Genomic DNA, 25,218 nt, shown 5'->3' on the forward strand with positions numbered 1-25,218 from the left:
TATACTTTCCTGGAAGAATTATACCCCCTAGTTGTGACCCACCCAGGGGGGCTTCCAGCTTAAGGTATCTCCTGGGTTGTTTATCTTCCGTCGTCTATAATCTAAGGAGAATTTAGACTTAATATTAGGGTGCTTTAAATTAAGCGCATGTTTTGCTTTTGAAGTTGGACTCGCTGGTTTAGGTGAAGCCGTGGGTTCGTCATTACCTTTTATTCTGTTGTACCCATGCGATGTGACCGCTCCCTAAAATGACTAATCATCTCGATCTGATCAAAAGCCTTAGCCCCAGCGCCATGGATCAGATTATGATATATCTGGCTTTCAGCGCAATGAGAACCAGTGGACACCGACATGGGGCATTTCTAGATGCGGCGGCGACTGCTGCTAAATGTGCGATTTACACGACCTATTTGGAACAGAGTGAAAATATCCGGATGACCGGACATTTACACCATATTGAACCAAAGCGGGTCAAGGTTATTGTTGAAGAAGTTCGACAGGCATTAACGGAAGGAAAACTGCTGAAGATGCTGGGGTCTCAAGAACCCCGCTATTTGATCCAGTTTCCTTACGTGTGGATGGATCAGTATTCCTGGCAACCGGGGCGATCGCGGATCTCTGGCACTAGCCTGCACAAGGAAGAAAAGCGAATTCTCGAAGAAAAACTGCCGGATCATCTCCCAGATGCCCAGGTGGTGAGTTCCTTACAGTTCATGGAATTGATTGAGTTCCTGCACAGTCGTTCTCAGGAAGATTTACCTCCGGAACGGCGGGCATCTCTTTCGGAAGCCATGGCAGAACATATCAAAAGGCGTTTGCTGTACTCCGGAACCGTTACGCGCATTGATTGTCCTTGGGGTTTACCGTATTATGCTCTGACCAGTGCCTCGTATTCGCCCGTAGATGGCAAAGAACGTACCTACACGATGGTGGAGGATACGGCGCAGTACTTCCGGTTGATGAAAGAGTGGGCAGAACGTCAGGACGGTGTGATGCGGGTGTTGGAGGAATTGGATATTCCACCGGAAAATGTTGATCAAGCCATGGCAGAACTTGATGAGATTATTCGCGCTTGGGCGGATAAATATCATCGCGATGATGGTAAACCGATGGTTTTACAAATGGTGTTTGGTCGGCAAATAGAATAGTTATTGGTCATTAGTTATTGGTCATTAGTCATTGGTCATTGGTCATTGGTCATTGGTCATTGGTCATTGGTCATTGGTCATTGATTATTGATTATTTGTCCTTGGTTATTTAACTGAGGACTTTTCTATGACTCAGGATAAAAGGTCAGGAAAACTATACTATCCAGGTAATCCCATGATACTGTGCCAGATGACGACAAACAGGATAGCCGCGATCGCACCAATTAACGTATTGATAAAATTCACGACTTCGTTGGTCATCCATTCCACCTGAGATTGCCAAGTGGCACCAATCACACTTTCTAGGTTAGTGGCAACAAAGGCAGCTAAAACACAAAAATAGACACCTGTCAAGTCGATAAAGCCAACACCCCAACCCAGAACCGCGATCGCAGCCGAGGCGACAGCCCCCGCCAGAGTTCCTTCTAAGCTAACTGCACCTTCGGTTCCGGGGGATACAGGTTGTAAGGTGGTGATTAAAAACGTGCGCTTACCGTAAGCTTTACCCACCTCACTGGCGGTAGTATCAGAAAGCTTAGTGGCAAAACTGGCGACGAACCCCAGTAGGAGAAAACTGCGATCGGGTTCATCCAGGAAAAGAACGCCCACCGCACAAAGCGTACCCGTTAAAGCCGAACCCCACACATTTTCCGGTCCTCTGGCGCCTGAACGCTTTTCCGCGATTCCCGCCGCTTCTTTTTCCGCCATACCGATACGGGTAACGGCTGAACCTACCAGGAAATAAACCATAACAATCAGATACCCTTGCCAGCCTAACGTCCCCCAGATCACAATTCCCAACGCCCAGGCGTGGAGAATTCCAGGGCGGGTGAGGAGTTGCTTGGGGATTACCCAGGCGATCGCTAATAATACTGTATTTAAGAGGACAGCAATAAGCCAAGGGTTGAGAGAATTGAAGGTTGCAAGCATTTACTAAGTGTTGAGTTTTGATTGTGTAGGGGCGGGTTTAGGGACTTGGCGCAAGCTATTGATGATAACCTTTGTTCAAAACCCGCCCTGACCCCACCATGGCGTATCTTAAGGGTTAAGAGGACGTTGCCGGGTGTATCGTAGGCGACAGTTTCGGGTATGCGATCGATGAATAACTGTTTAGGGTGATTATAGGATTAGGCAAAACTTCAATGAGTAGCATGAATCCCATTCTCTTCCATTTGGCATTTCCCGTTAGCGATATTGAGCAAACCAAAGACTATTATGGCAGAGGACTCGGCTGTGACATTGGGCGAGAAACCCGTCAAGCGGTCATTTTAAACCTCTATGGGCATCAACTGGTAGCCCATCTCACTGATGAACCCTTAACGCCACAACGGGGAATTTATCCGCGTCACTTTGGCTTGATTTTTACCGCTGAAGCTGACTGGCAAGCCTTATGCGATCGCGCCCAACATCAACAGCTTCAATTCTATCAGCAACCGAAGCGACGCTTTCCGGGTGATGTGACCGAACATCGCACCTTTTTCTTACAAGACCCCTTTTATAATTTAATAGAGTTTAAATTTTATGCTCATCCAGAGGCAATTTTCGGCAGTCACGAGTTAGCGGCGATCGGCGAGCGGTAACGTTTTGAGGTGACACCTATCATTAAAATAGAGCTAAAGCCCTGACTACGAACTACAAACCTAATTTGCCTGAATTTGATAAAAGGGTTCGGATAAAGCCGAAGCTACTGCTTGCATACTGTGAGGATTAATCACCATACAAGCATGGGCAAAAACGGTAACTTTCACATCTTGACCCACGGGCATTCGTGAACTATTACCCGGAATAATAATAAAATCCCAGGGTGTCCAAATTGATGTAAAATTGAGGCGTTCTAACATCTGGACATCTCGGTTTAAATCCTCTAGCAAAGGATTTCCTGGGCGCATTTGCAGGCAGGCGCGACGGTTCAATAGGTAGGCTAACCAGGTGCCGTGATGGGGGGCGGAAATGGTAATGTAACGCTGCACTCGGTCAATTCCACCTAATCGCTGCACATAATAGCGCGTGACGAGTCCTCCCATACTTAAACCGACTAAATCAATAGGTTGGTTGAGGGGGAATGTTTGGTTGATAAAATTAGCTAATTGGGCTGCCATTTGGTCTAAACCCAATGTGGCGTTATTTGGTTTTAGGTCAAGGGTATAAACGGAAAAACCTTGTTTTTTGAGGTAGGGAGAGAGTTTGCGGAAAACTGATGAGGTGCGGAAAATACCGTGAACGAGAATAACTGGGTTTGTCATTGGTTATTGGTCATTAGTCATTAGTCATTAGTCATTTGATGTAGGGTGGGCAATGCCCACCTACGATAAGTAAGCTGTCATGCATTTAAATTGGATATTACACCAAATTCGGATTAGCTACCCCCGTTATAACCCAGTCCGCGCAGGCGGACTTTGTTTGTGTAGCTGCGATTTCAATCGCCTTGACTGAGATGTTGGGTTGACGTAGGAAACCCAACTGCCTTCTGGGATAGCGATACACTAAACGATAGTGGAAAAAGCAGGAGGGAAAACGTGGACGTTAAAGCAGCCGTCGCCTACGAAGCTGGGAAACCGTTAACCATTGAAACCGTTCAGCTAGAGGGACCCAAAGCTGGGGAAGTACTGGTTGAAATTAAAGCAACAGGGATTTGTCATACCGACGCCTATACCCTCTCTGGCAAAGACCCAGAAGGACTCTTTCCTGCTATCTTAGGACATGAAGGTGCTGGTGTAGTCGTCGAGGTTGGAGACGGGGTAAAAAGCGTTAAACCCGGTGATCATCTGATTCCGCTCTACACACCCGAATGTCGGAACTGTGAGTATTGCTTAAGTTTCAAAACCAATCTCTGTCAGGCGATTCGGGCAACTCAGGGACGAGGTGTCATGCCCGATGGCACAAGTCGGTTCTCAAGTAATGGCAAAATGCTGCATCACTACATGGGAACCTCTACCTTTGCCAACTATACCGTATTACCAGAAATTGCCGTGGCGAAAATTCGCGAAGATGCGCCCTTTGAGAAGGTTTGTTATATTGGCTGCGGCGTAACCACGGGAATTGGTGCGGTGATTAATACCGCCAAAGTTGAACCCGGTTCCAGAGTTGTGGTATTTGGACTCGGTGGGATTGGCTTAAATGTGATCCAAGGGGCGCGAATGGTAGGCGCAAGTCAAATTGTTGGCGTTGATATTAATCCAGATAAACGGGAATTAGCAGAAAAATTTGGCATGACGGATTTTGTCAATTCCCGTGAAGTCGAGGGAGATTTAGTTCCTTATTTGGTGGAGTTAACTAAAGGTGGAGCCGATTATAGTTTTGAGTGCATTGGTAATGTCAATGTGATGCGCCAAGCCTTGGAATGTTGTCATAAAGGATGGGGCGTGAGTGTGATTATTGGAGTAGCAGGCGCAGGACAAGAAATTAGTACTCGTCCCTTTCAATTGGTAACTGGACGGGTTTGGAAAGGAACGGCTTTTGGTGGCGCAAAGGGACGCACTGATGTTCCGAAAATTGTGGATTGGTATATGGAGGGTAAGATTAATATTGATGATTTAATTACCCATGTCATGCCCTTAGAAAAAATAAATGAGGGGTTTGATTTAATGCACCAAGGGGAATCCATTCGCAGCGTGGTTACATTTTAATTAAGGCAGAGCTTAAAAACCCTCCATTGTAGAGATGTTGGTAGAGATGTTGGTAGAGATGTTGCTAGAGATGTTGCTAGAGATGTTACAGGCAACGTCTTTACATTCCTATGTATCAACTCACCACTTCCGTCGCCAGTTAAAAAAGCTTTCCAGCAGATTTTGTAACATCTTATTACCCTCTAAACGTTGACGTTGCCACTCCTGCGCCGTTTTATAAAGAATCTCTGACATTGTAGGCGAAGCTTGCGGCATTTTAGCCAGTGAACCCACTTTAATCTTATGGCGAATTAGTAGCGCGATCGCACCAATTAATTCATCAGCATTTGCTCCCACAATTAATCCACCTAAAATTGTCCCATTCCGACGCAGCACCAGTTTGCAAAATCCCGTCGTTTCCCCTAGAATCTGCGCCTTATCCAAGGTTTTGAAATACTGTCGCACCACCCAAACCTCTTTCCCATAACGGCGTCTGGCTTGCGCTTCTGTTAACCCCACCCGTGCTAAGATTGGATCAGTAAAAATTGCCCAAGGAATTCCCTGATAGTCTACAGTCCATAAGGGAAAAAATAAAGCATTTTTTATTGCAATACTGGCTTCATATTCGGCAATATGCTCAAATTGATAACCGCCAATCACATCACCACAACCATAGATACGCGGATTCGTGGTTTGCAGTTTTTGGTTGAGTTTCAACCCCTTTCGGGAAAACTTGACCCCAACTCCAGCTAAATTTAACGATTCAATATTAGGAGTTTGACCCGTCGCCAACAAAATTTCATCGGTTTCAATTGCCCAATTTCCCACTTGCACCCATTTTTGTCCCTCAATCCACCTTACCTGAGTCACCGAACTTTGAGTCAAAACACGAATTCCTTCGGCTTCTAATTGCGCTTGCACCAGACGCGACGCCTCTAAATCTTCTTGGGGAAAAATATAAGCCTCACTCACCGCCAGTGTAACCTGACAATCCAGCCGCGCTAATGTTTGAGCGAGTTCCACCGCATTGGGAGTACTACCCACAACTAACCAATTTTTCTGTAACTGAAATGGAATAGTTTCTTCTAAGTTCTCCGGTTTTCCTTGAGGACTATGTGTCGTTACCTTATCGTTTTTTTGAGGAACGGTATCAGTCAAATCTGTCCTGATAACTTTGCTTCTATACTTGTCTACCTGTTTCCAGATATCTCTTGGGGTAAAGTAACGGATTGTCTCTAACCCATCGATATCAGGAATTTCTGGACAAGAACCCGTTGCAATTAAATATGCCCTTGCCCGTAAGCGTCGATTATTGACAACAAAGCCCAAGTGAGGTAAAAGGCAAAATTCTCCGCCCCCAGAAATGACATGCACACCAAAGGATGCCAAAATTGCTGGAGAAGTGGCTTCAGAACAAGTAGAAACCAACATATCCGCCCATTCCATTGCTTCAGTAATGTGTACAGTAGCAAAATGGGGGAATGACTCCAAGACAAACCCTGGCATGTCTCTACCTTCTTCCCCGGCTTCCTCTGATTTTTTTATCAACTGTTTTTGTAATCCAGGATTATCAGCAATCGAGGGATTTATAGCAGAATTAACCCCAAAGTGAGGCGCTTTCCGTACTTGCTGAAGAACTCGCCCTACCTGCATCAATGCCTTATTGTACAGCACATCTTGACCCAACCCGTTGCTCTGGAGGTTCTCAGGTTCAATCAAGGCAACACGAGCCTTTAATTGAGTCGCAGCCAAGGCAGCATAAGCGCCAGCCCTGCTATTACCAATTACAATAAGGTCATAATCATTTGTCATTTGTCATATTATTTCCGCTTGTCTCTCCAATTCTATAAACTTTTCACGCCAATACTCCCAATTCCTCTGCGTTCCTCTGCGTTAACCTCTGCGTTCCTCTGCGTTAAAAAAAATAATTCTGATTCAGAATTTCTAACTTATAACATCTTTCAAAGCATCTAATAAACATTGATTATCTGCTTGAGTCCGAATAGCGACTCGAAAATAGCGATCGCCTAATTCCGGAAAACTCAAGCAATCCCGAATTAAAATACAATGGTGCTTGAGTAGGTGTTCCTGTAGTTGGGAACAGGAGTGTTCTGAGTGTACCAGCAAAAAGTTAGCCGCGCTGGGATAGGGATGTAACCCTGGTAACGATGATAACCCTTGAAACAGATGCGATCGCGCAGCAGGAAGCCAATCCCAAGTTTGGCGTTGAAATGCCTGATCCTGCACCACAGCAATAGCAGCCGCCACAGCCAGGACATTTACAGACCAAGGATCACGCCACTGTTGCCAGCGTTGTAACCGTTCAGGATGAGCGATCGCATAACCTAAACGAAGTCCAGGCAGGCTGTAGAATTTAGTCAGCGATCGCAAAATGACCAGATTCGGATAATCCTGCACCCACCGAATCAAGCTTTGCTGCTGATCCGGTGGCAAAAAGTCCATAAAGGCTTCATCCACAACCACCAAAGCAAATTGCTGCAAAAAAGGCAGCAGGCTAGCTGTATCCCATAATTGACCCGTCGGATTATGGGGATTATTCAGCAGCAAACCCTGATTTTTGCCAGAGACAAGCCCTAATGTAGGGGCGGGTTTAGGGATTTTGTTTTGACTATTGATGATAACCTTTGGGCAAAACCCGCCCTGACTGAGTGTTGAGACAACTCCCCCATCTTCCCCATCTCCCCCATCTCCCCCAAATAAAAAACACCCCCTGATTCTGGCATTAAACGCCCTCAGCGCCCGTTGGTAGTCGCTAAAGGCAGGAGTCAAAATAATCGTTTCCTCCAGTTCTGAGAGTTCCCTGGCAGCCCAGGTTAACAACTCAGCCGAGCCATTCCCCGGTAGAATCCAGTCAGGGTTCAGCGTCGGATGGAATTGACTCAGAGCCACCCGTAACGGGTAGTAATCCGGTGCAGGGTAAGCCACCAAGTCATCCAGATGAGACTCAATCGCCGCGATCGCAGATTTTGGCGGTCCCAAAGGATTGATACTCGCCGAAAAATCCAGAATCAGGGAAGGGGAACAACCTGCCCGCGCCGCTGCCCAGGCTAGATTTCCCCCGTGAATGGGTCGTTTCAAGGATCACGTCTCCTCAAAATCCGTCTGTAGAGACGCGCCATGGCGCGTCTCTACATTCTCTCTTATCTCACACCCTTACTTGGGAGGGGCAACTTGTTCCTTGAACAGCTTGCCCGCAGAAAACGCCGGCACCTTCGTCGCCGGGATTTCCATCTTATCGCCAGTTTTAGGATTGCGTCCCTCACGGGCTTTGCGTTCCCGCGATTCAAAGGAACCGAAGCCAACTAAGGTGACTTTATCGCCCTCAGAGACAGCTTCCATAATTGATTCCAATGCCGCAGTTAACACCGCATCCGCTTGTTTTTTGGTCACAGCAGCCTTTTCCGCCACCTTATCCACTAATTCGCCCTTGTTCATTATAAATCTCCTTATTTCTGCGTGAATCTTAGGTCAACGCTTACTCTAACCCATTAGTCTAGAGTTCACTATTTGACCCCCAGAACCAGGGGTTTCAGGGAAAAATGCCCGAAACACCCATCGGCTCAAAGTTTCACTGCATTATTCTAATGGCTGATTGCCCGATATGGAACGTGGAAACCTATGAACTAACCCCAACTCGTAGGAAATTGCGGTTTCAATTCCCCTTTCTCCTTAGCTTGGGATCTTCGTCTCTTCATCTGCCCCAGTTGCTTCATCCCTCCGCAATTCAATGGAACTTTGGGTGATGAAGTAGAGCCAGAGCATCCAAGACTGACGGAGCTAGTTCCTAACTCCGGTTGCTTATTCGTCAACGTTATACATTAGCAATACGCTGCCTCTATCCCGCTCAATCTCAAATCCACACTTGTCACAAACATGGTATCGGTTTGATAACTCTGCCCACTCTTTATGGACTGTGTGGCATTGAGGACAGCGCTGTGATGGCTTCAGTTTTCGGGTATCTAGGATTAACATTAAGCCCCCCTTCCCTTCTATCTTATAGGTCAGCAACTTGTTCAGATTGCCAAACCCTACTGACAAAATGGATTTGTTTAGTCCGGCTTTTTGTTTCTTCCCTTTACCCCCTTTTTTCGCCTTTTGTGTCATCGCCTTCGTATTCAACTTCTCGCTCACGCCGATGTCATAACGACTTGCTAGATCTGACGTGATTTTATGCTGCCAGTCTTTCCGTTGATTTCCGGCTTTCCGTTGCAGCTTTGATACTTTCCGGCGATGCTTCTTCCACCGATTCGATGCCTTGATTCGTTTCTTCCGGTTGGGAGCGCGTTTCCTTCTTAGCTCCTTGGATGCTTTCTTAATCTTGGGTTCCAGGACTTGGGTGAACCGAGGGTTGGTTATCTCCTCAAATTCTTGCCCGTTATAGGTGGTGATTGCCGTCTCGGTTCCCAAGTCGAAGGCTACCACCGACTCATAGCTCAAATCAGATTGCGATCCGAACTTCGGTGGCGCGTCTTCTAGCTCAACCGTAATTGAGGCAAACCACTGATTCACTCCTGGCTTATGGACAATGGTGAGCGTTGTCGGTTCTCCCCACTGCTTGACTTTTCCCCTCATCCGCAAGGTGATCCCCAGGTCTTTGAGAGTCAGCCGCCCATGTTCCCCTTTACCTTCCACTCTCCATCCTGATTTCTTGGGTGAAGATGGATAAGTCCAGCCGGAATATTTACAAATTGACTTGAATTTCGGCGGCTTTCTTAACCCATGGAAAAAGCCTTTATAGGCTAGGTCAACCCGTTTTACTGTTGCCTGCAAACTTAGAGAATTAAGCCGAGCATATTCCTCCCAGAATTTCTTGAATTCTGGCAAACAATTCTGTTGCTCAAAATAGGTTACACTGTGTTTATTTGCCTTCCATTCATAACGACGGTGGGCAACGCAGGCGTTGTATAAGTAGGCATGAAGACGACGGGCAGCAAATAACTTTGTCAATTGCTGCTTGTTTGGATACAATCTAAATTTACACCGTCTCACTGCCAATTTTTACCTCGTCCTTTTCTGGTTTTTATCATCTGAAATTATACCCAGAAAAGGACAGTCAAGCAACATTTTTTTGAATGTTCCCTATCCATCCCCACCGTTTAGACGGGTGGGGAATTCCGCGAGGTTTGTTAAATTATGTAGATTTCGGGATTTTTAACTATAAATACCGACTATACCGATGTCTAAAAACCCCCCGTCGTGGGAAACCCTCGGCGCTGTAACACTTCCTGCGCCTCTCGCCCTGGCGTATAGTTGTAGCCAAAGGAGCCTCGTTCTGAGTCATCCAAAATCTGAGGCGTAAGCAGCACAATTACCTCTTGACGTTGGTTTGTCCGCTCGGTACTTCTGAACAACGCCCCCAGAATTGGCAAATCGCCTAAAATTGGCACCTTTCTCACCGTTGTGCGATCGCTCTCTTGAATAATGCCTGTCAGGATTAGAGTTTGCCCATCCCGTAGACGAATCTGACCGGAATTAAGGTCACGCACATTCAAAAGTGCAATTTGGTTCGTATCTTCTCCAATCGAGATGTTTTGTACACTGCCAATAGAGGTAACTCTCGGATTGACATTTAGCGTAACAAATCCATTATCGTCAATGCGATCAACGGTGATGCCCAATTGTAAACCGGCTTCTTTAATTTCCGTGGTGACAGTCACTGTCGTTAGGTTATCACTGCTTTCCGTCTCTCTCCGAATATTCCCTACCACTTCTTGCGTCAGGTTAACACCTGCTGTTTGTCCTTCTTGGATTAACAAAGTGGGATCGGTCAAAATCTTAGCATTTCCGCTCGTAATTTGAGCTTGTAATTGGGCAAGGAAATTTTGGGGAAATCTAAATAAACTGGGTAAAGCCGCCGTAGCTGTTCCTTCCTCGCCCTGTGATATGTTTAAATTCCCCTCTGCGTCGCGCGTGATAATGGTATCTGTTGCCAAAGTAACATCTGTAATTTGGGCTTGCAGAGGATTTTCAGAAATCCCAGCTTCTCGGGTAAAAAACTCTAATGCTCCTCTTTGTAAGAGTCTTCTAACAGAACCAGTCGCTTCATCTATCAATACTATTCCTGGATCAGTTTGTCCAATAGCTCTTGTCTCATTAAGATTAAGAAACGTATTGGCACCGCTAAAGGGATTAGCGATAATCGTTGGAGCGCCAAGACTTGACGTTGCTTCTAAATCACTCGGGGGTCTGAATTCTCCATAATTAAAAATTGCAGCCCCATTATCTACGACAAAAAAGCCGTCATCAACGCCAAAAGAGAAACTGGTATTAAAGGCATCTTCTCCCAACAAGTTAACATCAACAATCTTGACATTGATTGCCACTTGACGACGCCGCAAATCCAATTGCGTCAGGAAAGCCGAAGCCAGTTCAATTTGGCGCGGTTCACCCACCATGGTAATCGCATTCAATCGCTCATCTGTAGAAACCGATAATCCCCTCAGCAGCAAGGCACCCATTGCTTCCCCTGGCTGATTGACGGTGAGGGGTCTCAACTCGGCGGGTTGTTCGGTTTCCCGAATCACGGCTCCCGTCTCTTGATTGAATTCTCGTTCAATGGGGATAACCACTTGTTGAACCTCTGCTCCTTGGGTTGCCAGGAAGGCAGAAGCACTGGAAACGCTAACTTGATTTAACCGTAACGTGCGACTAATCACATTACGTGCCGCTTGAGGTAGGCGAGTCCCCACAAATATAGTACGTCCCCGACGATTTGCCTGGAGTCCAGCAAGCTGAAGAACGTAGTTAAACACATCTTGAACTGGTTCGTTTTCCAAATCCAGGGAAATCGTTTCCTCAGCCGCCGCCGCCGCCTCACCACCGCCTCCTCCAGCAAAGGCAAGGTTCAATCCAGCCGATCGCGCCAAGAGTGCCAAGACTTCTCGGACAGGGGCTTCTCGTAAGGATAGGCGGGGTACTACGGCGGCTGTTCCCAGGTCAATCTCGCTGGCGGCGGCATTAATATTAGAAACGGCAATATCCCCCACCGGTGGCGCAACCGCCCTAGGCAAGAATGGGGGCGCTGGAGCAACCGGTTGGACTGTCCCCGCAGGTGCAGCCGGAACCCCATCAATGGTAATTGTCGGATTGGGAACTAATACATCAGGTGAAGGTGCTGGAACTACGGGAGTGGGTTGAGCTTGAGTGGGTTCAGGAGAGTCCGGTGTCGGGGTTTGGGCAACGACTGGGGGTGAATTAGAACGCTGGGATTGGGATCGGGGAGTGGCGGGAGATGAAAAGTCTGAGGTAGAGCGAGTGGTTCCGAGATTGGGTAGAGTGGCAACGGTTGATCCTGATTCTCTGGGTGGCGGAGTAACGGGAATGGAAATGTTCTGTTGATTTTCTACTGCTGGATTAAGATTGAAATTAGCTGGAGTGGTAATCTCCGGTTGAGCGGCAATCGGGTTCAAAGCCGCGTTACTCGCCTCTGTTCGCGTCCCTGCACTACTGCTTCCCAGTTGGGGAATACTGACATTTTCTCTACTCCTAGCGCTATTTGATGCAGTAGAGGAGGGTAGTGTTGGTGGAGTAATTGACGCTGACTCCCCAGAGGGCGAGGAAACGGGAATCGAAACGGCGGCTTGATTGCTGGGAGCAGGACTAATTCCTAGAGTAATTGCCTGAGACGCTTGCTGAAGAATTTGACCTTCCGGTGGACTTTCTGCCCCACTAACTGTTACTCGAATGCTGTTGGGTTCGATTTGACTCACCGTAACAGCGGTAATACCGGGCATGGGGTTGTCTTGACGAAAGCTATTGCCTTCCCTTAAGTTCAACCGAGCATTGACAATATCCGCCACCCAATCCTTACCCCGGTTCACCGGGAAAACTTGAGGGCGCTGATCCCCCGCTTGGGTTTCCAGAATCAGTTCTAAACTACTACCTCTGGGATTGAGCCGAACGGCGGTAACTTCAGCCGTCGCCGCCCAGACGGGTTGTGTTATCGATAGGGAGACGGCCGTCGCGATCGCGATTCCACTGAACAGTTGCTCCTGTCTCACAATTCACTCCTCACTTATGACCTCTAAACCACCTTAATCATAATGATGTTATGGGGATAAATTAATTAATTAATCTGGGTTCAGAATTTCTTCACCCTGCTCCCAGACGCGCCATGGCGCGTCTCTACATTGCTTCCCCTGCTCTACTACCCTATTCCTGAGCCTCTTCTTCAGCGGCGGCTTCCATTTCTGCCTGCTTTTGTTCCTCACTCAAGGGCATCAACACATCCAGTCTATAGCTTGTTGTCAGAGTCGGTGGAGCACCGCGAATGATTTGTTCATCTTTCTCTACAATGGGTGTCACCGTACCTTGGTCATCGACCAACAGCCCTTGCGGTGTGCTGATATCTGTTGTCAACTCTTTCACCACAACTAGGGTTTGTAGTCGCTCAATACTCCGTAAAATTGACTGGATTGCGTTAAAGCTGCCCTCCATCTCTAAATTAAAGCTTTGGCGTTTGAGTTTGCCGTTAACGGCTGCTCCCAGGGAACCATCGGTAACGATATCGCTTTCTTCTTCATTGACTTGAACCGGTTCATAACTCGTCAATTTTCCGTCTGCGTCTTTGATAAACCGATTCACATCTAGCAGCAAGGTATTTGCCGATTGTTCATCAGCAAATAAACCTGTCACCGTTTGGTTTTGCTGCTTTACCTGAACTAATTCCTGTTGTTTCTGTTGAATCTGCTGCTGAATTTCTTGGGGATCTTGGAGTTGACCCTCTTTTTCTTGACGCTGCGCCCTTAACCCTTGATTTTCAACCAAGGCAGGCTGCACAACTTTCCAGGCGAGATAAGCAGCCCCACCAAGTCCTAAAATAGCCAAGATAATTCCCGCAACTTTTGGCGTGAAGGTAATCCCAAACGCCTCCGGATAACTGGGTTCTTCCTCCTGCTCTTCAACGGGGATAAAATCTGGATCAGCATAAGTCATAGTTAGATCACTCCGTAGTTGTCTCAGTTGGGCTGGGGCTGGGGCTTGGAGCTGGGCTAGGTGTCTCTGTTGCCTGATTTTGCTCAATCTGCTGTAAGGCTTTGATCCGAGCCACTAATCCCACCGCTCCTTTGCGGTCAATTTCGCGCAATAGCTCAGAAGCAGGGACATTTGTCAAGCTCGTTTCAACGCTATAGCCTACCACTTTGGGCAACTCGTAGGTTATCTCAGCCACCGTCTCGCCGTCTTCCTTTTCCGGTACTTCTAACTCAGCGGGGTTCTCCTCCAGTTGAGCGGTAACGATATGAGTTTCTTCCTCTTGAAAAAAGGGAGATTCCTGTAGCGTCAGCAGAAAGTTGTTCACATCATCAAACGAACGCGCTACGCCAGAAATCTCCACGTTAATTGTGGGTAAGGGGGTGCTACCCTCAGTCCCCTCAGCCGCTTCAGTTTCGGTTTCCGTTTGTTCAATCGCTTGAATTTGGACTCCGCTGGGGACGCGATCGCGAATATCCTGTAGAATGGCTGACCAGGGCTTAATTTGATTAAAGACCGTTGCCAAGGCTTCGGTTTCCTGTCTCACCGCTTGGATTTGATTATCCAGGTTATTAATTTTATTTTTTTCCGCTTCCAAACTTGCTAGTTCTTGGTCGATTTCAGCAATTTCCTGGTTTAACTTGGCATTTTGCTGAGGTAGCCACAAAAAACCGATGCCGGCGGCTAACGCCAGCGGCAGTAACCCAACAATCACACCCAGAACCAGCGGCGTCATTTCCCCAATATGAATCTGTTTTTTGGCTTTGGGGGACTCAGATCCTTTATCGGGTTGGCGATAATCGGGTCTATCTTTAAGAAAATTAATATCGAGACTATACATTAGGGTTAAACCTCCCGCAATCCTAATCCTAATACCGTTCCCAATCCGGGTCGTTGTACTGGGGGAACATCTTGCTCCATCTCTAAGGATAGTGCCGCAATCGGATCAACCTGAGTGGTAGGCAAGCTTAATCGTTGGGTGAAAAATTCATCCAGTTGTCCAATTCCGCCACCAGGTCCAGCGAGGAGGAGTTGAGCCACTTCTAGATTTTCACTCTGATTTAAATAAAAGTCGATGGAACGACGCAATTCATCGGCGAGTTCACCTAAAACTCTCAGCAGTGCTGCCATTCCCGGATTAATTCCAGTGGCACCCGTGCGAATGCCATCCACCGGAGTGTTGGGTATAGTCATTCCCTGCAAGAGTTCCGTGTTTCTGGATGTCGGTAAATTCATCGCCCGCGACAGCGCACTCTGGAGTTGGAATGTACCAATGGGAACGGTACGGGAAAACTGGGGGACACCATCGACAATAATGGCAATTTCTGTACTATCAAATTCTATATCCACCAATACCGCCGCTTCTTGAGGCGCAAATTGTCGCAGTTGCTCGCGGATGGTGCGAATCAGGGCAAAACTATTGATTTCCAGGACATCGACTTTTAACCCCACCAGTTGGAAAGTATCCAGATAGGTGTCTGTCACCTCCCGGCGTGTTGCCACCAGCAAGACTTGTACTTTTTCAATCCCGTCTTCGTCCATGAAGAAGCCCAGTTTTTGGTAATCTAAATCCACTTCTTCACGCGGATAGGGTAAGTATAGACCGGCTTCATGGTTGAGAACCATATCTCGCAGTTCTTGGTCATCGAGTTCGGCGGGAATAGGAATAATTCGGATCACCGCTTCCCGCATGGGGACAGCCGTAGCGACTTGCTCGACTTTGAGTTTATGCTCATCGAGAATTTCCGTCACAAGTTCAGCTAAACTGGCGGCATCGATTATTTTCCCGCCGTCAAACAAACCTTCGGGAACTTCATGGGTATGAAGGCTCACCAGCTTGTAGCCCTGACCTTGCTTTCGCAGTTGGGCAATACTAATACGTTCTGGTGCTAATTCTATCCCGATACCTTTCTTACCCTTAGAAAATAGATTTTGGAAACGGTTAAACATAGCTCAGGTGGGGACTGGTTTGACAATCCCCGCCCTATACGTGCGGGGATTCTTGGGCTGACCTTGCCTCCGGTTATCCGCTTCAACAAGTGAATTGGTTTACCTTTGGTCTTATCGAGCATACTTGAGTCTTTCAACTCACTCCTCAAGCTTATATTTCCGTGTGTCCCACGGTATTTTGATGTATCGAGATTTATCGAATTCTCGCTTTAACGTCTCTCAGTTTGCAAGATTTAGGCTTTATTCTTTGCTGCCAGGGCTCCGGATACAAGAGATAATAATCCGCTTTACCAACTTCGCTTTTTATGTGCGCTTTACCGCTATTATTAGTATACATGAATTCATCGATATATTAGGACATTTTTAAAGCCGTCCGACAAGGACGGGAAATCTAAACCCAAATCTCCAGTCAAAATTATAAGTCTAAACTGGCTTGAGTGTGGATTGTTTCTCCTGATTTGGCAACGGATACCCCATCTTAGCGTTGGCAAGGGAGTCACGCCGAATCATGGTTGACAGGTAACTTGTTGATGGTGAATAACCCAGGAGCTGTCATTCGTCATTCGTCATTCGTCATTCGTCATTCGTCATTCGTCATTCGTCATTCGTCATTCGTCATTCGTCCTTTGTAAGAGTTTGAGGCGAGTTTTACATAACTTAATATAGTTGAGCTTATTTCCACCAACCTACTTAGAGGACGAAAGCAATCTACTACTACGCTGGTTTCTGGGTAGGAAGCCCGCGCTTCGGCTGCGCGAGGGCGTCGGGTAGTTCACTAAGGATGATTAGGCGAGATCCTTCATCATTCCAGTGAAGGTATCCCAAAACTTCGGCGTCGGGATCTTCATAGAAGAAATCAATGTTGTTTCCATAGAGCGCAGAATTCTATTTCCGTAGTCGAATTAAGCCTTTATATAGCTTTTTGAAATGAAATCTGCATTTATTTTGAGGCAGGGAGGTGTCATCCTGCTGTCAGGTGTAGGTATCAACAATCAAACATCAAGTCAGCGCGATCGCAGGCAGGTTCGATGCTCCACCGCAAGCACTGGTGATTCCCTCTAGCTGTAGTCCTGATCAAGTTCAAAGATTTAACTGTATCAATTTTGACAATGTTAGAGTTTGTGATTTTTGTTTAGATTTAAGATTGTGAGCAATCGCTAACATTTTAGAGGATTATTCCGTAATTTGACGGAGATAATCCACCAGCAGGATAAGCGTAAAATTGAGAGATGATAGACTCAATAGCACCATGCAATCCCCTTGGTCTTTTTTGGAGCCGGTATAGATACTTAGGAATAAAAACTGAGCTGATAGCTTAACAAATTTTAGTATTTTAGAGCAAACCTTTAGCGCTAAATGCCAGGTTACTGGCGGCAAATCACTGGATTTTCGTATAGTAGATAACAAAAAGCCGACAATTTGCTCACGGCTAGTAAAGAATTGAAAAGCAAGGCGGCTGAAGCCTTACGAAGTAAGCGAATAAAGCGTAGTATGCGTTAGTAGTAGAGCAAATTATCCTGCGTAGCGTTCAATTCAAGAATTATGTCGATTACCAGTTCCTTATCCGACTTTTCAATACCAGAAATTTTCCAGTTTCTAGAGAAAGGACAGAAAACTGGAGTGTTGACGCTAGGAGCATTACCAGAATACCCCACACCACTCAACGCAATTTATTACATTTGGGTTTACCAGGGACGTATTGTGGCGGCAGCACATCAATTAGATCATCAAGGTTTAGTGAAATTGATTGCTGAACAGATGGGAGTGAGCCAGCGCGTAGTAACAAAACTGGTACAGCTATGTCCGACTGATAAACCCTTGGGGTTAAGCCTCAAACATCACGGAATATTGTCAATCGAACATTTAAAGCAACTTTTTCAGAATCAGGTATTGCAGCGAGTCTGTACTTTATTTGAACTCAAGGAAGGTCAGTTTAAATTTATCCCAAATGCTCCCATACCCACCAAAGAAATGACGGGATTGAGCATCTCAGCGACAGAAGCCACATTGAGAGGGTTGCGATTACTGAAAAATTGGGATAATCTCCATGATAAACTACCTGATCCAAATTCAGGATTAGCTAGTATCATGGCGGGTAGTCCTGCTTATCGCTTGTATCCTTTAGAGGAGCAAGTATGGGAACGAGCGCAAGGGACAGTTTCGTTGTCTGCGATCGCTAAAGAACTAAATGTTCCCGTTGAACAAGTGCAGCATGTCGCATTTACCCTGATGACTGTAAGTTTAGTTGAGGAAGTACCTCTGTTAGCTGGTATTTTGCCCACTCAAGAAATTGAGCCTTTACAGGCTCAGTTGTCTAAAGCGTCAGAGAAACAAGGGATTACGCCATCACTTTTGCAAAACTTAGTGGGTTTCTTGCGGAGTAAAGGAGGTAATCGTCAAGAGCGAAATAGGAATTACATTTCCACTCATTCCTCCCCCACTTCATTACCATTTCTGAAACGAGAGAAAGAAACGATTCAATGCTAATCCCTTACTTGTCCGATTGAACATCAACGGCGGCAACGATTTGAGTGAAATAGTTTGAATACCACAGCCAGTAGTGATGCTCAATCATAGTTGATTGCTCCAATACAGTGTCTTTTCCATATTCTTTTGCCATATTTTCTTGCAGAGCGGTAAGTGATATATTCTCTCCATGATCGACCATTTTTCAAATTGAATGAAATACGGTAACTGGACAAATTTTAAATCTCGCCAACCAATGATATTCTTCCATTGATGGGGGGTCTTCCATTGATGGGGGTTTAAATTTCCATTGAAATCCTTTAGACGGTGTTTCCACATTCAGAACAATTCCTTCCTCTTATAATTCATAATTCCGACTTCAGACGATACAATTGTTTACAGTAATCCCCATTAACGATTAAGACTCTTGCGTAGTTCCTCTGCTTATCTACTTATTGCTCACGGAAGCCGAGATCCACGTCCTCAGCGAGGACTAGAGGAATTGGCACAGTTACTCCAGAAGCAGTTAGCGAGTCAAGGTGAGGCTAGTCTTGCCTTGAGGATTCGCGTCGGAACTGCCACGTTAGAACTAGCACCTCTATCCTTACATGAACAAATTTGTCAGTTTGCGACTCAAGCGATAAGAACTGGCTACCCGCAGATCCAAGCTTTGCCCTTATTTCTCTTACCGGGGGTACATGTGATGGAGGATATCCCAGAAGAAGTAGCGATCGCACAACAACGGTTAGGGGAAAAATTAACCATCAACCTGCAACCTCATATCGGAGTACATCCCCATTTAGGACAACTGCTGGTGAATCAACAGCCACCCCTAAATGCTCCGATTAAAATTTTAATCTCTCATGGCACACGTCGCCCTGGTGGTAACCAGCCAGTCGCCACCTTAGCCCAGAAATTAGGCGCAATCGACGCTTATTGGTCAATCGAACCAACGCTCAGTCAACGAGTCGCTACTTTAGCGGAGGCTGGATATCAGCATATCGCCATTGTGCCTTATTTTTTGTTTGCTGGCGGACTTACAGACGCGATCGCGCAATCTGTCCTTGATTTACAACAGCAATACCCTCAACTCCAACTTGAGTTCGGTGAACCCCTTGGCGCAACTCCCCAGTTAGCGGAGTTAATCCTCGATTTAACCAGACAGAGGGTGTAGTCCAGTTATATCTAGGGCTACGCAGATACGTTAGGACGAATGCCACTGACTGGTATGCTGGTGGGCAGTGCCAACCCTACGGTATATCAGGAGTTTCGGCGATCGCAAAATGCTGATTGGAGCGTGCCATTGAGGTTAGGACATCCTTTACTGTTCCCTGTTCCCTTTCGGGATCAGACTACACTGAAAATGACCCCAAACGGATGCTTTAGGGCGATAAGCCAGGTGCTAGGCTGCCATGATCGATCAGGTTTTCAATAATCGTTATCGCGTTGTCAGGATTTTAGGCTCAGGTGTCTCAGGATTAATTTACCTAGCCGCCGATACTCGCCATCCCGATTGCCCGGTTTGCGTGATTCGACAACTCAAGTTGCCCACAAAAAATCCTCAGGCACTTCGTCGGCTGCAATTTCTCTTGACTCATAAATCTGAAACCCTGGAACGGTTGGCACAAACCAACCAAAATCCCGATATCGTCAACTATTTTGTCGAAAATAAAAAATTTTATCTAGTCGAAGAATTTGTTCCCGATCATCCCTTAAATACGTTGAAAAAATCCGGTCAACAGCCCAAGGACGATCAAGGGTTAATCCGGTTTCAAGAAATGCTAACCTTTGCAGCTAAACCCCCTGAACCCGAAGTAGAATCTCCCCTGATATCCACCTCGACCCAAACATCCATTGCTGATTCTGGCAATTGGCAAATATTTCCCGAAAAAGCATTGCCGAAATCGGCTAATCAATCCAGGCTGAAGCGATGGCGTCTATCCATTTTGGTAGGAGGAATAAGTTTAGCCATTGGGCTGGGATTAATTGGGCTGCTAAGCCAAAATCCAGACCGGGAAAAAGCGCAAGAGTTTTTTGAACAGGGAGTGGAACAACTAAAAAGTGGTAATGTGCAGGGCGCGATTGAGGCGTTTGATGAATCAATTCAGCTTAATCCTAACAACCCATTAGCTTATGGGAATCGGGGAATAGCTTACGATGATTTGGGAGCGCATCAAGCCGCTATTGAAGACTACACTAAACTTATTGAGCTTGCTCCAAGTAATACAGATGGTTACTATCAGCGAGGACTAGCCCGTTACGATTTGGAAGATTGGCAAGGCGCTGTAGAAGATTTTACCGAATTAATTCAACGAAAGTCCAATGATGCTCAAGTGTACTACCATCGCGGAATTAGCAACTACCAACTGAACCAGTATAAAGCTGCGATTGCAGATCTTGATCAAGCAATTCAGCTCAATCCCCAAAATGCCCAAGCTTACGCGGCACGAGGATTAGTGCTGGGGGCGATGGGTAATCAACAAGAAGCCATGGCAGATTATACGCAAGCTATTGAGTTAAATCCCAATAATGCTAAGGCTTATTACAATCGAGGCAGAACCCGATTTCATTTGGCAGACTATAGGGGGGCTGTAGACGATTATACCCAAGCGATCGCGATTGACCCTACAGATAGTATGGCTTACACAAATCGCTGTCAGGCAAAGTTTAACCTAGGAAATTATCGAGACGCGATCGCAGATTGTACGGAGGCGATTACTCAGAATCCAAATAACCACATCGCTTACAACAATCGCTGTATTGCCTACTTAAATCTTAAAGAGTATCAAAAAGCACTCAAAGATTGCAGCCAATCGATTCGCATTGAACCCAGTTATGAGAATTCTTACATTAATCGTGGGGAAATTCGTCGTAGGTTAGGCGATAACCAAGGAGCGCTCGAAGATTACACCCAAGCCATTCGACTCAATCCCCAAAACAGCGTCGCCTACACCAATCGCGCCCGTGTCCGCCGAAAATTTGGCGATAACTCTGGCGCTCTAGACGATTATACCGAAGCCATTCAACTTAATCCGAATAATGCCTTTGCGTACTCTGGTCGAGGATTAACCCATGCTGAACTAGGGAATACAATGGAAGCGATTAACGACTTAGAGCAAGCCTCTAAGCTACATCTCGACAACGGCAGAATTGATCAATATAATGAAGCGCAGATCCAACTTAAGACCTTGCGCTGAATAAGTTGTCATTCGTCATTTGTCATTTGTCATTTGTCATTTGTCATTTGTCATTTGTCATTCGTCATTCGTCATTCGTCATTTGTCATACTCGCTCCCTTGAGAAGCAAGCTACGTCATTTGTCATACTAGCTTTTCGAGAAACAAGCTACGTCATTCGCTGGACTCACATATAGGAGCCAGCTCACTTTTATTGATTTAAGCATAAGTCACCATAAAACTAGACCTTGAGGTTTAATCACCATCAACCATGAGTACCAAACGCCTGCGTATTGCTATATCGGGAATCCTTGCCACTGTTACTGCGATTGGTGCTACGACTCTCCACGCGATCGCACCGATTGACTGGCTGAATCTCTGGCTAGGCTCGACAGTGGCAGTAGCTCAAGATATTGATGAACAAATTAATATTCAGGTTTATCAACAAGCTAGTCCGGCAGTGGTTTCCATTGATACAGTAGAAGGTACAGGCAGTGGCAGTATTATTAGCGCCGATGGATTAGTCCTCACCAATGCTCATGTTGTCGCAGGTTCCCCGACGGTTACGGTAACGCTAGCGGATGGCAGACGCCTGAGCGCTGATGTGGTAGCGTTTGGGGATAATGGTCTAGACTTAGCGATTCTCAAAATTCGCACTCCTAGCAATTTACCGACGATTTCTCTGGCTCCTCGTCCCGTCCAAGTTGGACAACGGGCATTTGCCATTGGTAATCCGTTTGGCAGGTTTCAAGGCACGTTTACAGTCGGGATTGTTAGCCGTATCGACCAACAACGGGGCTTAATTCAAACCGATGCTACGATTAATCCGGGAAACTCTGGCGGACCCCTACTGAACTCTCAAGGTGAATTAATTGGGGTGAATACAGCGATTTTGGGCAGTCCTAGCGGCGGGAATTTGGGGATTGGTTTTGCGATTAGCATAGATAGAATTCGCCCGTTTCTGGCGGCTGTACGCAATGGACGTGCGCCCCAGACGGTGCAGCAGCCTAGCCCCTCTCCGACTCACCGCCCTCCCCAACCCTTAGCCCTAAATGGTACAGTGATTCCCGGTCGGCTGGGTCAAGGAAGTCATATTTTAGCGGACGATAACAGCTTTTTTGACATCTATGCCTTTGAAGGCAGGGCGGGTCAGCAGGTGCAAATTGATATGACCAGTGGGGAAATCGATTCTTATTTAATTTTGCTTGATCCCAATGGTAATGATTTAGCCCAAGATGATGATAGCGGTGGTGGTACTAATGCCCGATTATCGGTGATTTTACCCAGGGATGGGATCTATTTGTTAATGGCAAACGCTTATGAAGCCGGACAAACCGGATCATACAATTTACGGGCGGTGGCAATTGGGGGAAATTCAGTGACGCGAGATTCTCGTTGGTAGTCGGGGTGTTGGGTTTCGGGGAGATGGGGAAGCAGGGGGAGCAGGGGGAGCAGGGGGAGCAGGGGGAGCAGGGGAAGCAGGGGGAGCAGAGGAAGATGGGGGAGTTAACTCAAAACGCTTACCTGTTTTCTGTTCCCCGTTCCCTGTTCCCTGTTCCCTGACCAATGACGAATGACCAATGACGAATGACAAGTGACCAATGACCAATGACAAATGACCAATGACGAATGACCAATGACGAATAACTAAATCAAACCCAACCAACCTAACAAACCTTTACCTGTAATCAACTCGATCAGCAATAAAGCCACAAATGCGATCATGGCAAACCGTCCGTTGATTTGTTCGGCGTAAGGTGTCCACCCAAAAGCGGGTTCGGTTTGGTTGGGGGTTTCTGTTGTCGATTTTTCTGGGGTGGGTGTTTGAGATGTCATGATTTTGGTAAAATTTCTTCCTCTGGTGTCTCAGATTTCAAGGTTTGGACGGATTCAATCAGCGATCGCACTTGGGCGGTGTCTTCGGAGGCGTCAAATCCTAGGGGGAATTTACCACGGGCGAGCATCCGTAATCCGAGGGGACTTAAACTGAGCATTCCTTTAATATCTCGGAAGAAGTTCGCCACCACTTGGATGCCAAATTTGCGCTCATCAACCCAACCTCCTTGTTTAACCAAATCAATTAAGACTTTGCGATGGCGGATTGAGCGGCTGGCTTGCTTGTCTTTGCTCCTCAGAATTTCTTGTTTAATTTTACCGATTTGATCCATGGGGGCGACATCCATCGGGCAAACGGCGTTACACATTAAACAACGGGTACATCCCCACACCCCCTTAGTGCCTTGATTGTAGTTTTCCAGGCGACTAACTATTGCGGTATCGCGAGAATCGGCGACTAGACGTTGGGCTTTGGCGAGGGCGTGAGGACCAACAAATGTGGGATCAACCTCGCGAGCATTACATTCTGAATAACAGGCGCCACACATGATACAATTACCATTCTGATCCAGGCGCGATCGCTCTTGGGGACTTTGTAAAAATTCCCGTTCTGGAATGGTTCGTCCGGCTGTGCTAACGTAGGGTTCAACCGCTTCTAAGTTGTCCCAAAAGCTCCGCATATCCACGACTAAATCCTTAATCACGGGTAAATTACCCAGGGGGGCAATTGTGATTTCCGGAATCTCCGGGCGATGATGCTCAGGGAGCTGCGCCAATTCATTGCCCACATTTTCTTTACAAGCCAGTGCGGAGCGACCATTGATCCGCATCGCACAGCTACCACAGATTGTGTTGCGACAATTCTTGCGAAACGCTAACGTTCCATCCTGCTCCCACTTAATCCGATTCAGGCACTCCAGAATCGTGTTTCCTTCCTCCACATCTAACTTGTAAGTCTCGATAGTGGGGGAGGTATTTTGAGTCTGTCGAATGATTTTAAAGGCAACTTGCATAGTGATATGCTCTCTTTGTATCTCAACACCTATATGAAAATTACCACCTTCAGTCGAGTCACAACCAACCCATTGACCATCACCCCCTCATTTCCTGATCGCCCACAAATATAGATAAGAAATATTGCCAGAAGGCACTCGCTCAACTTGTCCATGAGCATTTAGCCGCGATATTTAGCAAACTGACTACAGTCTAAGACAATCGGCGGTCACTCAGCATTCATCCTTGGGAGTGTTGATTTTCTGCTGATAGATGCTCTCTCCCTTGTGTCTGGTCAAATTTTTCCCAGATGACCTGCCAAATCTCCAGATGGATCACTCATCTGAACATACTTCAGGTTCGATCTTTTGCCACGGAGTCCTATCTTGGTTAAAATTTTAACCTAAGAAGCGGCTTTGGCGTCTCCGGAAAATCCTTATGGCTCAAATTCCTAGAAATTTTAATAAATGATCAAAAAAATCTTGACCAAAACCAGAGATTTAACGATATATTTTTTATATAGCCAAATACACTTGGCAGCATACGACGTTTACCATCCTGAAAAATAAAGGATAGTCTGTGAAATTATGGCAGAGACCCAAGCTAATGCATTAACGGGGAAAGCCTTACTTCAAAAAGTAAAAGAGCTTTCTCACTTGCCTCGGCGAGAAACAGCAAAACGCTGTGGCTATTACTCCGAAAGTAAAACCGGTCAGACCCGCGTCAACTTAACTGATTTTTATGATGCGGTGTTAGGGGCGAAGGGTGTTCCCTTAGATCCAGAGGGAGCAAAAGATGGTCGTGGTCGGGAACCGACGTATCGCGTCAGCGTCCATAAAAATGGTCAGATTGTGATTGGCTCAACCTATACTAACGAAATGGGATTGAAGCCTGGTGATGAGTTTGAAATTAAACTGGGCTACAAGCATATCCACCTCAAACAGGTGGATATGGATACATCTGAGGCGTCCGAAGAGGAATTAGAAGCCGCAGAGGTTTGAGGCAGTTCATGCTAAAAAGGATGGGTTATGCAAAGTATCCATCCTTGGCAGC

Annotated in this window: 23 protein-coding genes; 9 read left to right on the top strand and 14 right to left on the bottom strand. The window is 46.4% G+C overall.

Features of this window, described 5'->3' with window-relative positions; all coding sequences use genetic code 11:
* Positions 1–248 precede the first annotated feature (248 nt).
* Positions 249–1,148, top strand: a complete 900-nt coding sequence (gene hetR, locus RIG27_RS25605) for a heterocyst differentiation master regulator HetR (protein WP_446349904.1) — start codon at positions 249–251, stop codon at positions 1,146–1,148.
* Positions 1,149–1,307: 159 nt separating this feature from the next.
* On the opposite strand, the gene RIG27_RS25610 is transcribed toward hetR, so the two are convergent.
* Complete coding sequence (locus RIG27_RS25610) at positions 1,308–2,078, bottom strand: TIGR00297 family protein (protein ID WP_446349906.1); 771 nt, start codon at positions 2,076–2,078, stop codon at positions 1,308–1,310.
* Positions 2,079–2,299: 221 nt separating this feature from the next.
* Here RIG27_RS25610 and RIG27_RS25615 point away from each other — a divergent pair, with 221 nt between their 5' ends.
* Positions 2,300–2,728, top strand: a complete 429-nt coding sequence (locus RIG27_RS25615; RefSeq protein ID WP_446350103.1) for a VOC family protein — start codon at positions 2,300–2,302, stop codon at positions 2,726–2,728.
* A 60-nt stretch (positions 2,729–2,788) separates the two neighbouring features.
* Here RIG27_RS25615 and RIG27_RS25620 read toward each other — a convergent pair whose 3' ends face one another.
* Positions 2,789–3,391 carry an esterase/lipase family protein gene (locus RIG27_RS25620; RefSeq protein WP_446349907.1) on the bottom strand — a complete coding sequence of 201 codons (603 nt, stop codon included), beginning with the start codon at positions 3,389–3,391 and terminating at the stop codon, positions 2,789–2,791.
* A 273-nt stretch (positions 3,392–3,664) separates the two neighbouring features.
* Between RIG27_RS25620 and RIG27_RS25625 the strand changes: the two genes are divergently transcribed.
* Positions 3,665–4,774, top strand: a complete 1,110-nt coding sequence (locus RIG27_RS25625; RefSeq protein WP_446349909.1) for an S-(hydroxymethyl)glutathione dehydrogenase/class III alcohol dehydrogenase — start codon at positions 3,665–3,667, stop codon at positions 4,772–4,774.
* Positions 4,775–4,894: 120 nt separating this feature from the next.
* On the opposite strand, the gene RIG27_RS25630 is transcribed toward RIG27_RS25625, so the two are convergent.
* From RIG27_RS25630 to pilM, 8 genes are all read right to left on the bottom strand, one after another.
* Positions 4,895–6,565: a dihydrolipoyl dehydrogenase family protein gene (locus tag RIG27_RS25630; protein WP_446349911.1), complete on the bottom strand. Its 1,671-nt coding sequence runs from the start codon at positions 6,563–6,565 to the stop codon at positions 4,895–4,897.
* Positions 6,566–6,697: 132 nt separating this feature from the next.
* A complete protein-coding gene (gene cobD / locus RIG27_RS25635) occupies positions 6,698–7,852 on the bottom strand; it encodes a threonine-phosphate decarboxylase CobD (protein WP_446349913.1) in 1,155 nt (384 codons plus the stop codon).
* Positions 7,853–7,927: 75 nt separating this feature from the next.
* Positions 7,928–8,209 (bottom strand): HU family DNA-binding protein, encoded by a 282-nt coding sequence (locus RIG27_RS25640; RefSeq protein ID WP_044207165.1) that lies wholly within the window; start codon positions 8,207–8,209, stop codon positions 7,928–7,930.
* A 363-nt stretch (positions 8,210–8,572) separates the two neighbouring features.
* A complete protein-coding gene (locus RIG27_RS25645; RefSeq protein ID WP_446349915.1) occupies positions 8,573–9,721 on the bottom strand; it encodes an RNA-guided endonuclease InsQ/TnpB family protein in 1,149 nt (382 codons plus the stop codon).
* Positions 9,722–9,954: 233 nt separating this feature from the next.
* Complete coding sequence (locus tag RIG27_RS25650; RefSeq protein WP_446349917.1) at positions 9,955–12,774, bottom strand: AMIN domain-containing protein; 2,820 nt, start codon at positions 12,772–12,774, stop codon at positions 9,955–9,957.
* 151 nt (positions 12,775–12,925) lie between these two features.
* Positions 12,926–13,708, bottom strand: coding sequence for a hypothetical protein (locus tag RIG27_RS25655; protein ID WP_446349919.1), 783 nt, complete (start codon positions 13,706–13,708; stop codon positions 12,926–12,928).
* Between the two features lie 7 nt (positions 13,709–13,715).
* Positions 13,716–14,585, bottom strand: coding sequence for a PilN domain-containing protein (locus RIG27_RS25660; protein WP_446349921.1), 870 nt, complete (start codon positions 14,583–14,585; stop codon positions 13,716–13,718).
* Positions 14,586–14,590: 5 nt separating this feature from the next.
* Complete coding sequence (gene pilM / locus RIG27_RS25665; protein ID WP_446349923.1) at positions 14,591–15,694, bottom strand: type IV pilus assembly protein PilM; 1,104 nt, start codon at positions 15,692–15,694, stop codon at positions 14,591–14,593.
* Between the two features lie 1,542 nt (positions 15,695–17,236).
* Between pilM and RIG27_RS25670 the strand changes: the two genes are divergently transcribed.
* Positions 17,237–18,181, top strand: a complete 945-nt coding sequence (locus tag RIG27_RS25670; protein WP_446349925.1) for a DUF4388 domain-containing protein — start codon at positions 17,237–17,239, stop codon at positions 18,179–18,181.
* Positions 18,182–18,185: 4 nt separating this feature from the next.
* Here RIG27_RS25670 and RIG27_RS25675 read toward each other — a convergent pair whose 3' ends face one another.
* Positions 18,186–18,362 (bottom strand): hypothetical protein, encoded by a 177-nt coding sequence (locus RIG27_RS25675; protein ID WP_446348068.1) that lies wholly within the window; start codon positions 18,360–18,362, stop codon positions 18,186–18,188.
* Positions 18,363–18,587: 225 nt separating this feature from the next.
* Between RIG27_RS25675 and RIG27_RS25680 the strand changes: the two genes are divergently transcribed.
* The 4 genes from RIG27_RS25680 (at position 18,588) to RIG27_RS25695 (ending at position 22,738) form a co-directional block, all read left to right on the top strand.
* On the top strand, positions 18,588–19,334 hold the full coding sequence (locus RIG27_RS25680; RefSeq protein ID WP_446349927.1) for a sirohydrochlorin chelatase: 747 nt from the start codon (positions 18,588–18,590) through the stop codon (positions 19,332–19,334).
* 238 nt (positions 19,335–19,572) lie between these two features.
* Positions 19,573–21,357 (top strand): tetratricopeptide repeat protein, encoded by a 1,785-nt coding sequence (locus RIG27_RS25685; protein ID WP_446349929.1) that lies wholly within the window; start codon positions 19,573–19,575, stop codon positions 21,355–21,357.
* A 5-nt stretch (positions 21,358–21,362) separates the two neighbouring features.
* A complete protein-coding gene (locus RIG27_RS25690) occupies positions 21,363–21,533 on the top strand; it encodes a hypothetical protein (RefSeq protein WP_446349931.1) in 171 nt (56 codons plus the stop codon).
* 74 nt (positions 21,534–21,607) lie between these two features.
* Positions 21,608–22,738 carry a trypsin-like peptidase domain-containing protein gene (locus tag RIG27_RS25695; protein ID WP_446349933.1) on the top strand — a complete coding sequence of 377 codons (1,131 nt, stop codon included), beginning with the start codon at positions 21,608–21,610 and terminating at the stop codon, positions 22,736–22,738.
* On the opposite strand, the gene RIG27_RS25700 is transcribed toward RIG27_RS25695, so the two are convergent.
* Genes RIG27_RS25700 through RIG27_RS25710 form a run of 3 tightly spaced genes read right to left on the bottom strand, consistent with a single transcriptional unit; the run spans position 22,712 to position 24,185 of the window.
* The gene (locus RIG27_RS25700) at positions 22,712–23,002 is read right to left on the bottom strand and encodes a hypothetical protein (protein WP_446349934.1); all 291 of its coding nucleotides are present in this window, start codon (positions 23,000–23,002) and stop codon (positions 22,712–22,714) included. The two genes, RIG27_RS25695 and RIG27_RS25700, sit on opposite strands and share 27 nt — an antisense overlap.
* A complete protein-coding gene (locus tag RIG27_RS25705) occupies positions 22,984–23,172 on the bottom strand; it encodes a chlorophyll a/b-binding protein (RefSeq protein WP_446349936.1) in 189 nt (62 codons plus the stop codon). The genes RIG27_RS25700 and RIG27_RS25705 overlap by 19 nt, the downstream gene beginning before the upstream one ends.
* Positions 23,169–24,185 (bottom strand): succinate dehydrogenase/fumarate reductase iron-sulfur subunit, encoded by a 1,017-nt coding sequence (locus RIG27_RS25710; RefSeq protein ID WP_446349938.1) that lies wholly within the window; start codon positions 24,183–24,185, stop codon positions 23,169–23,171. The genes RIG27_RS25705 and RIG27_RS25710 overlap by 4 nt, the downstream gene beginning before the upstream one ends.
* A gap of 567 nt (positions 24,186–24,752) precedes the next feature.
* Here RIG27_RS25710 and RIG27_RS25715 point away from each other — a divergent pair.
* Positions 24,753–25,166: an AbrB family transcriptional regulator gene (locus RIG27_RS25715; RefSeq protein ID WP_446349940.1), complete on the top strand. Its 414-nt coding sequence runs from the start codon at positions 24,753–24,755 to the stop codon at positions 25,164–25,166.
* The last annotated feature ends 52 nt before the right edge of the window (positions 25,167–25,218 follow it).

The sequence above is a fragment of the Coleofasciculus sp. F4-SAH-05 genome, assembly GCF_040222985.1.
In the GTDB taxonomy this organism is placed as follows: domain Bacteria; phylum Cyanobacteriota; class Cyanobacteriia; order Cyanobacteriales; family Coleofasciculaceae; genus Coleofasciculus; species Coleofasciculus chthonoplastes.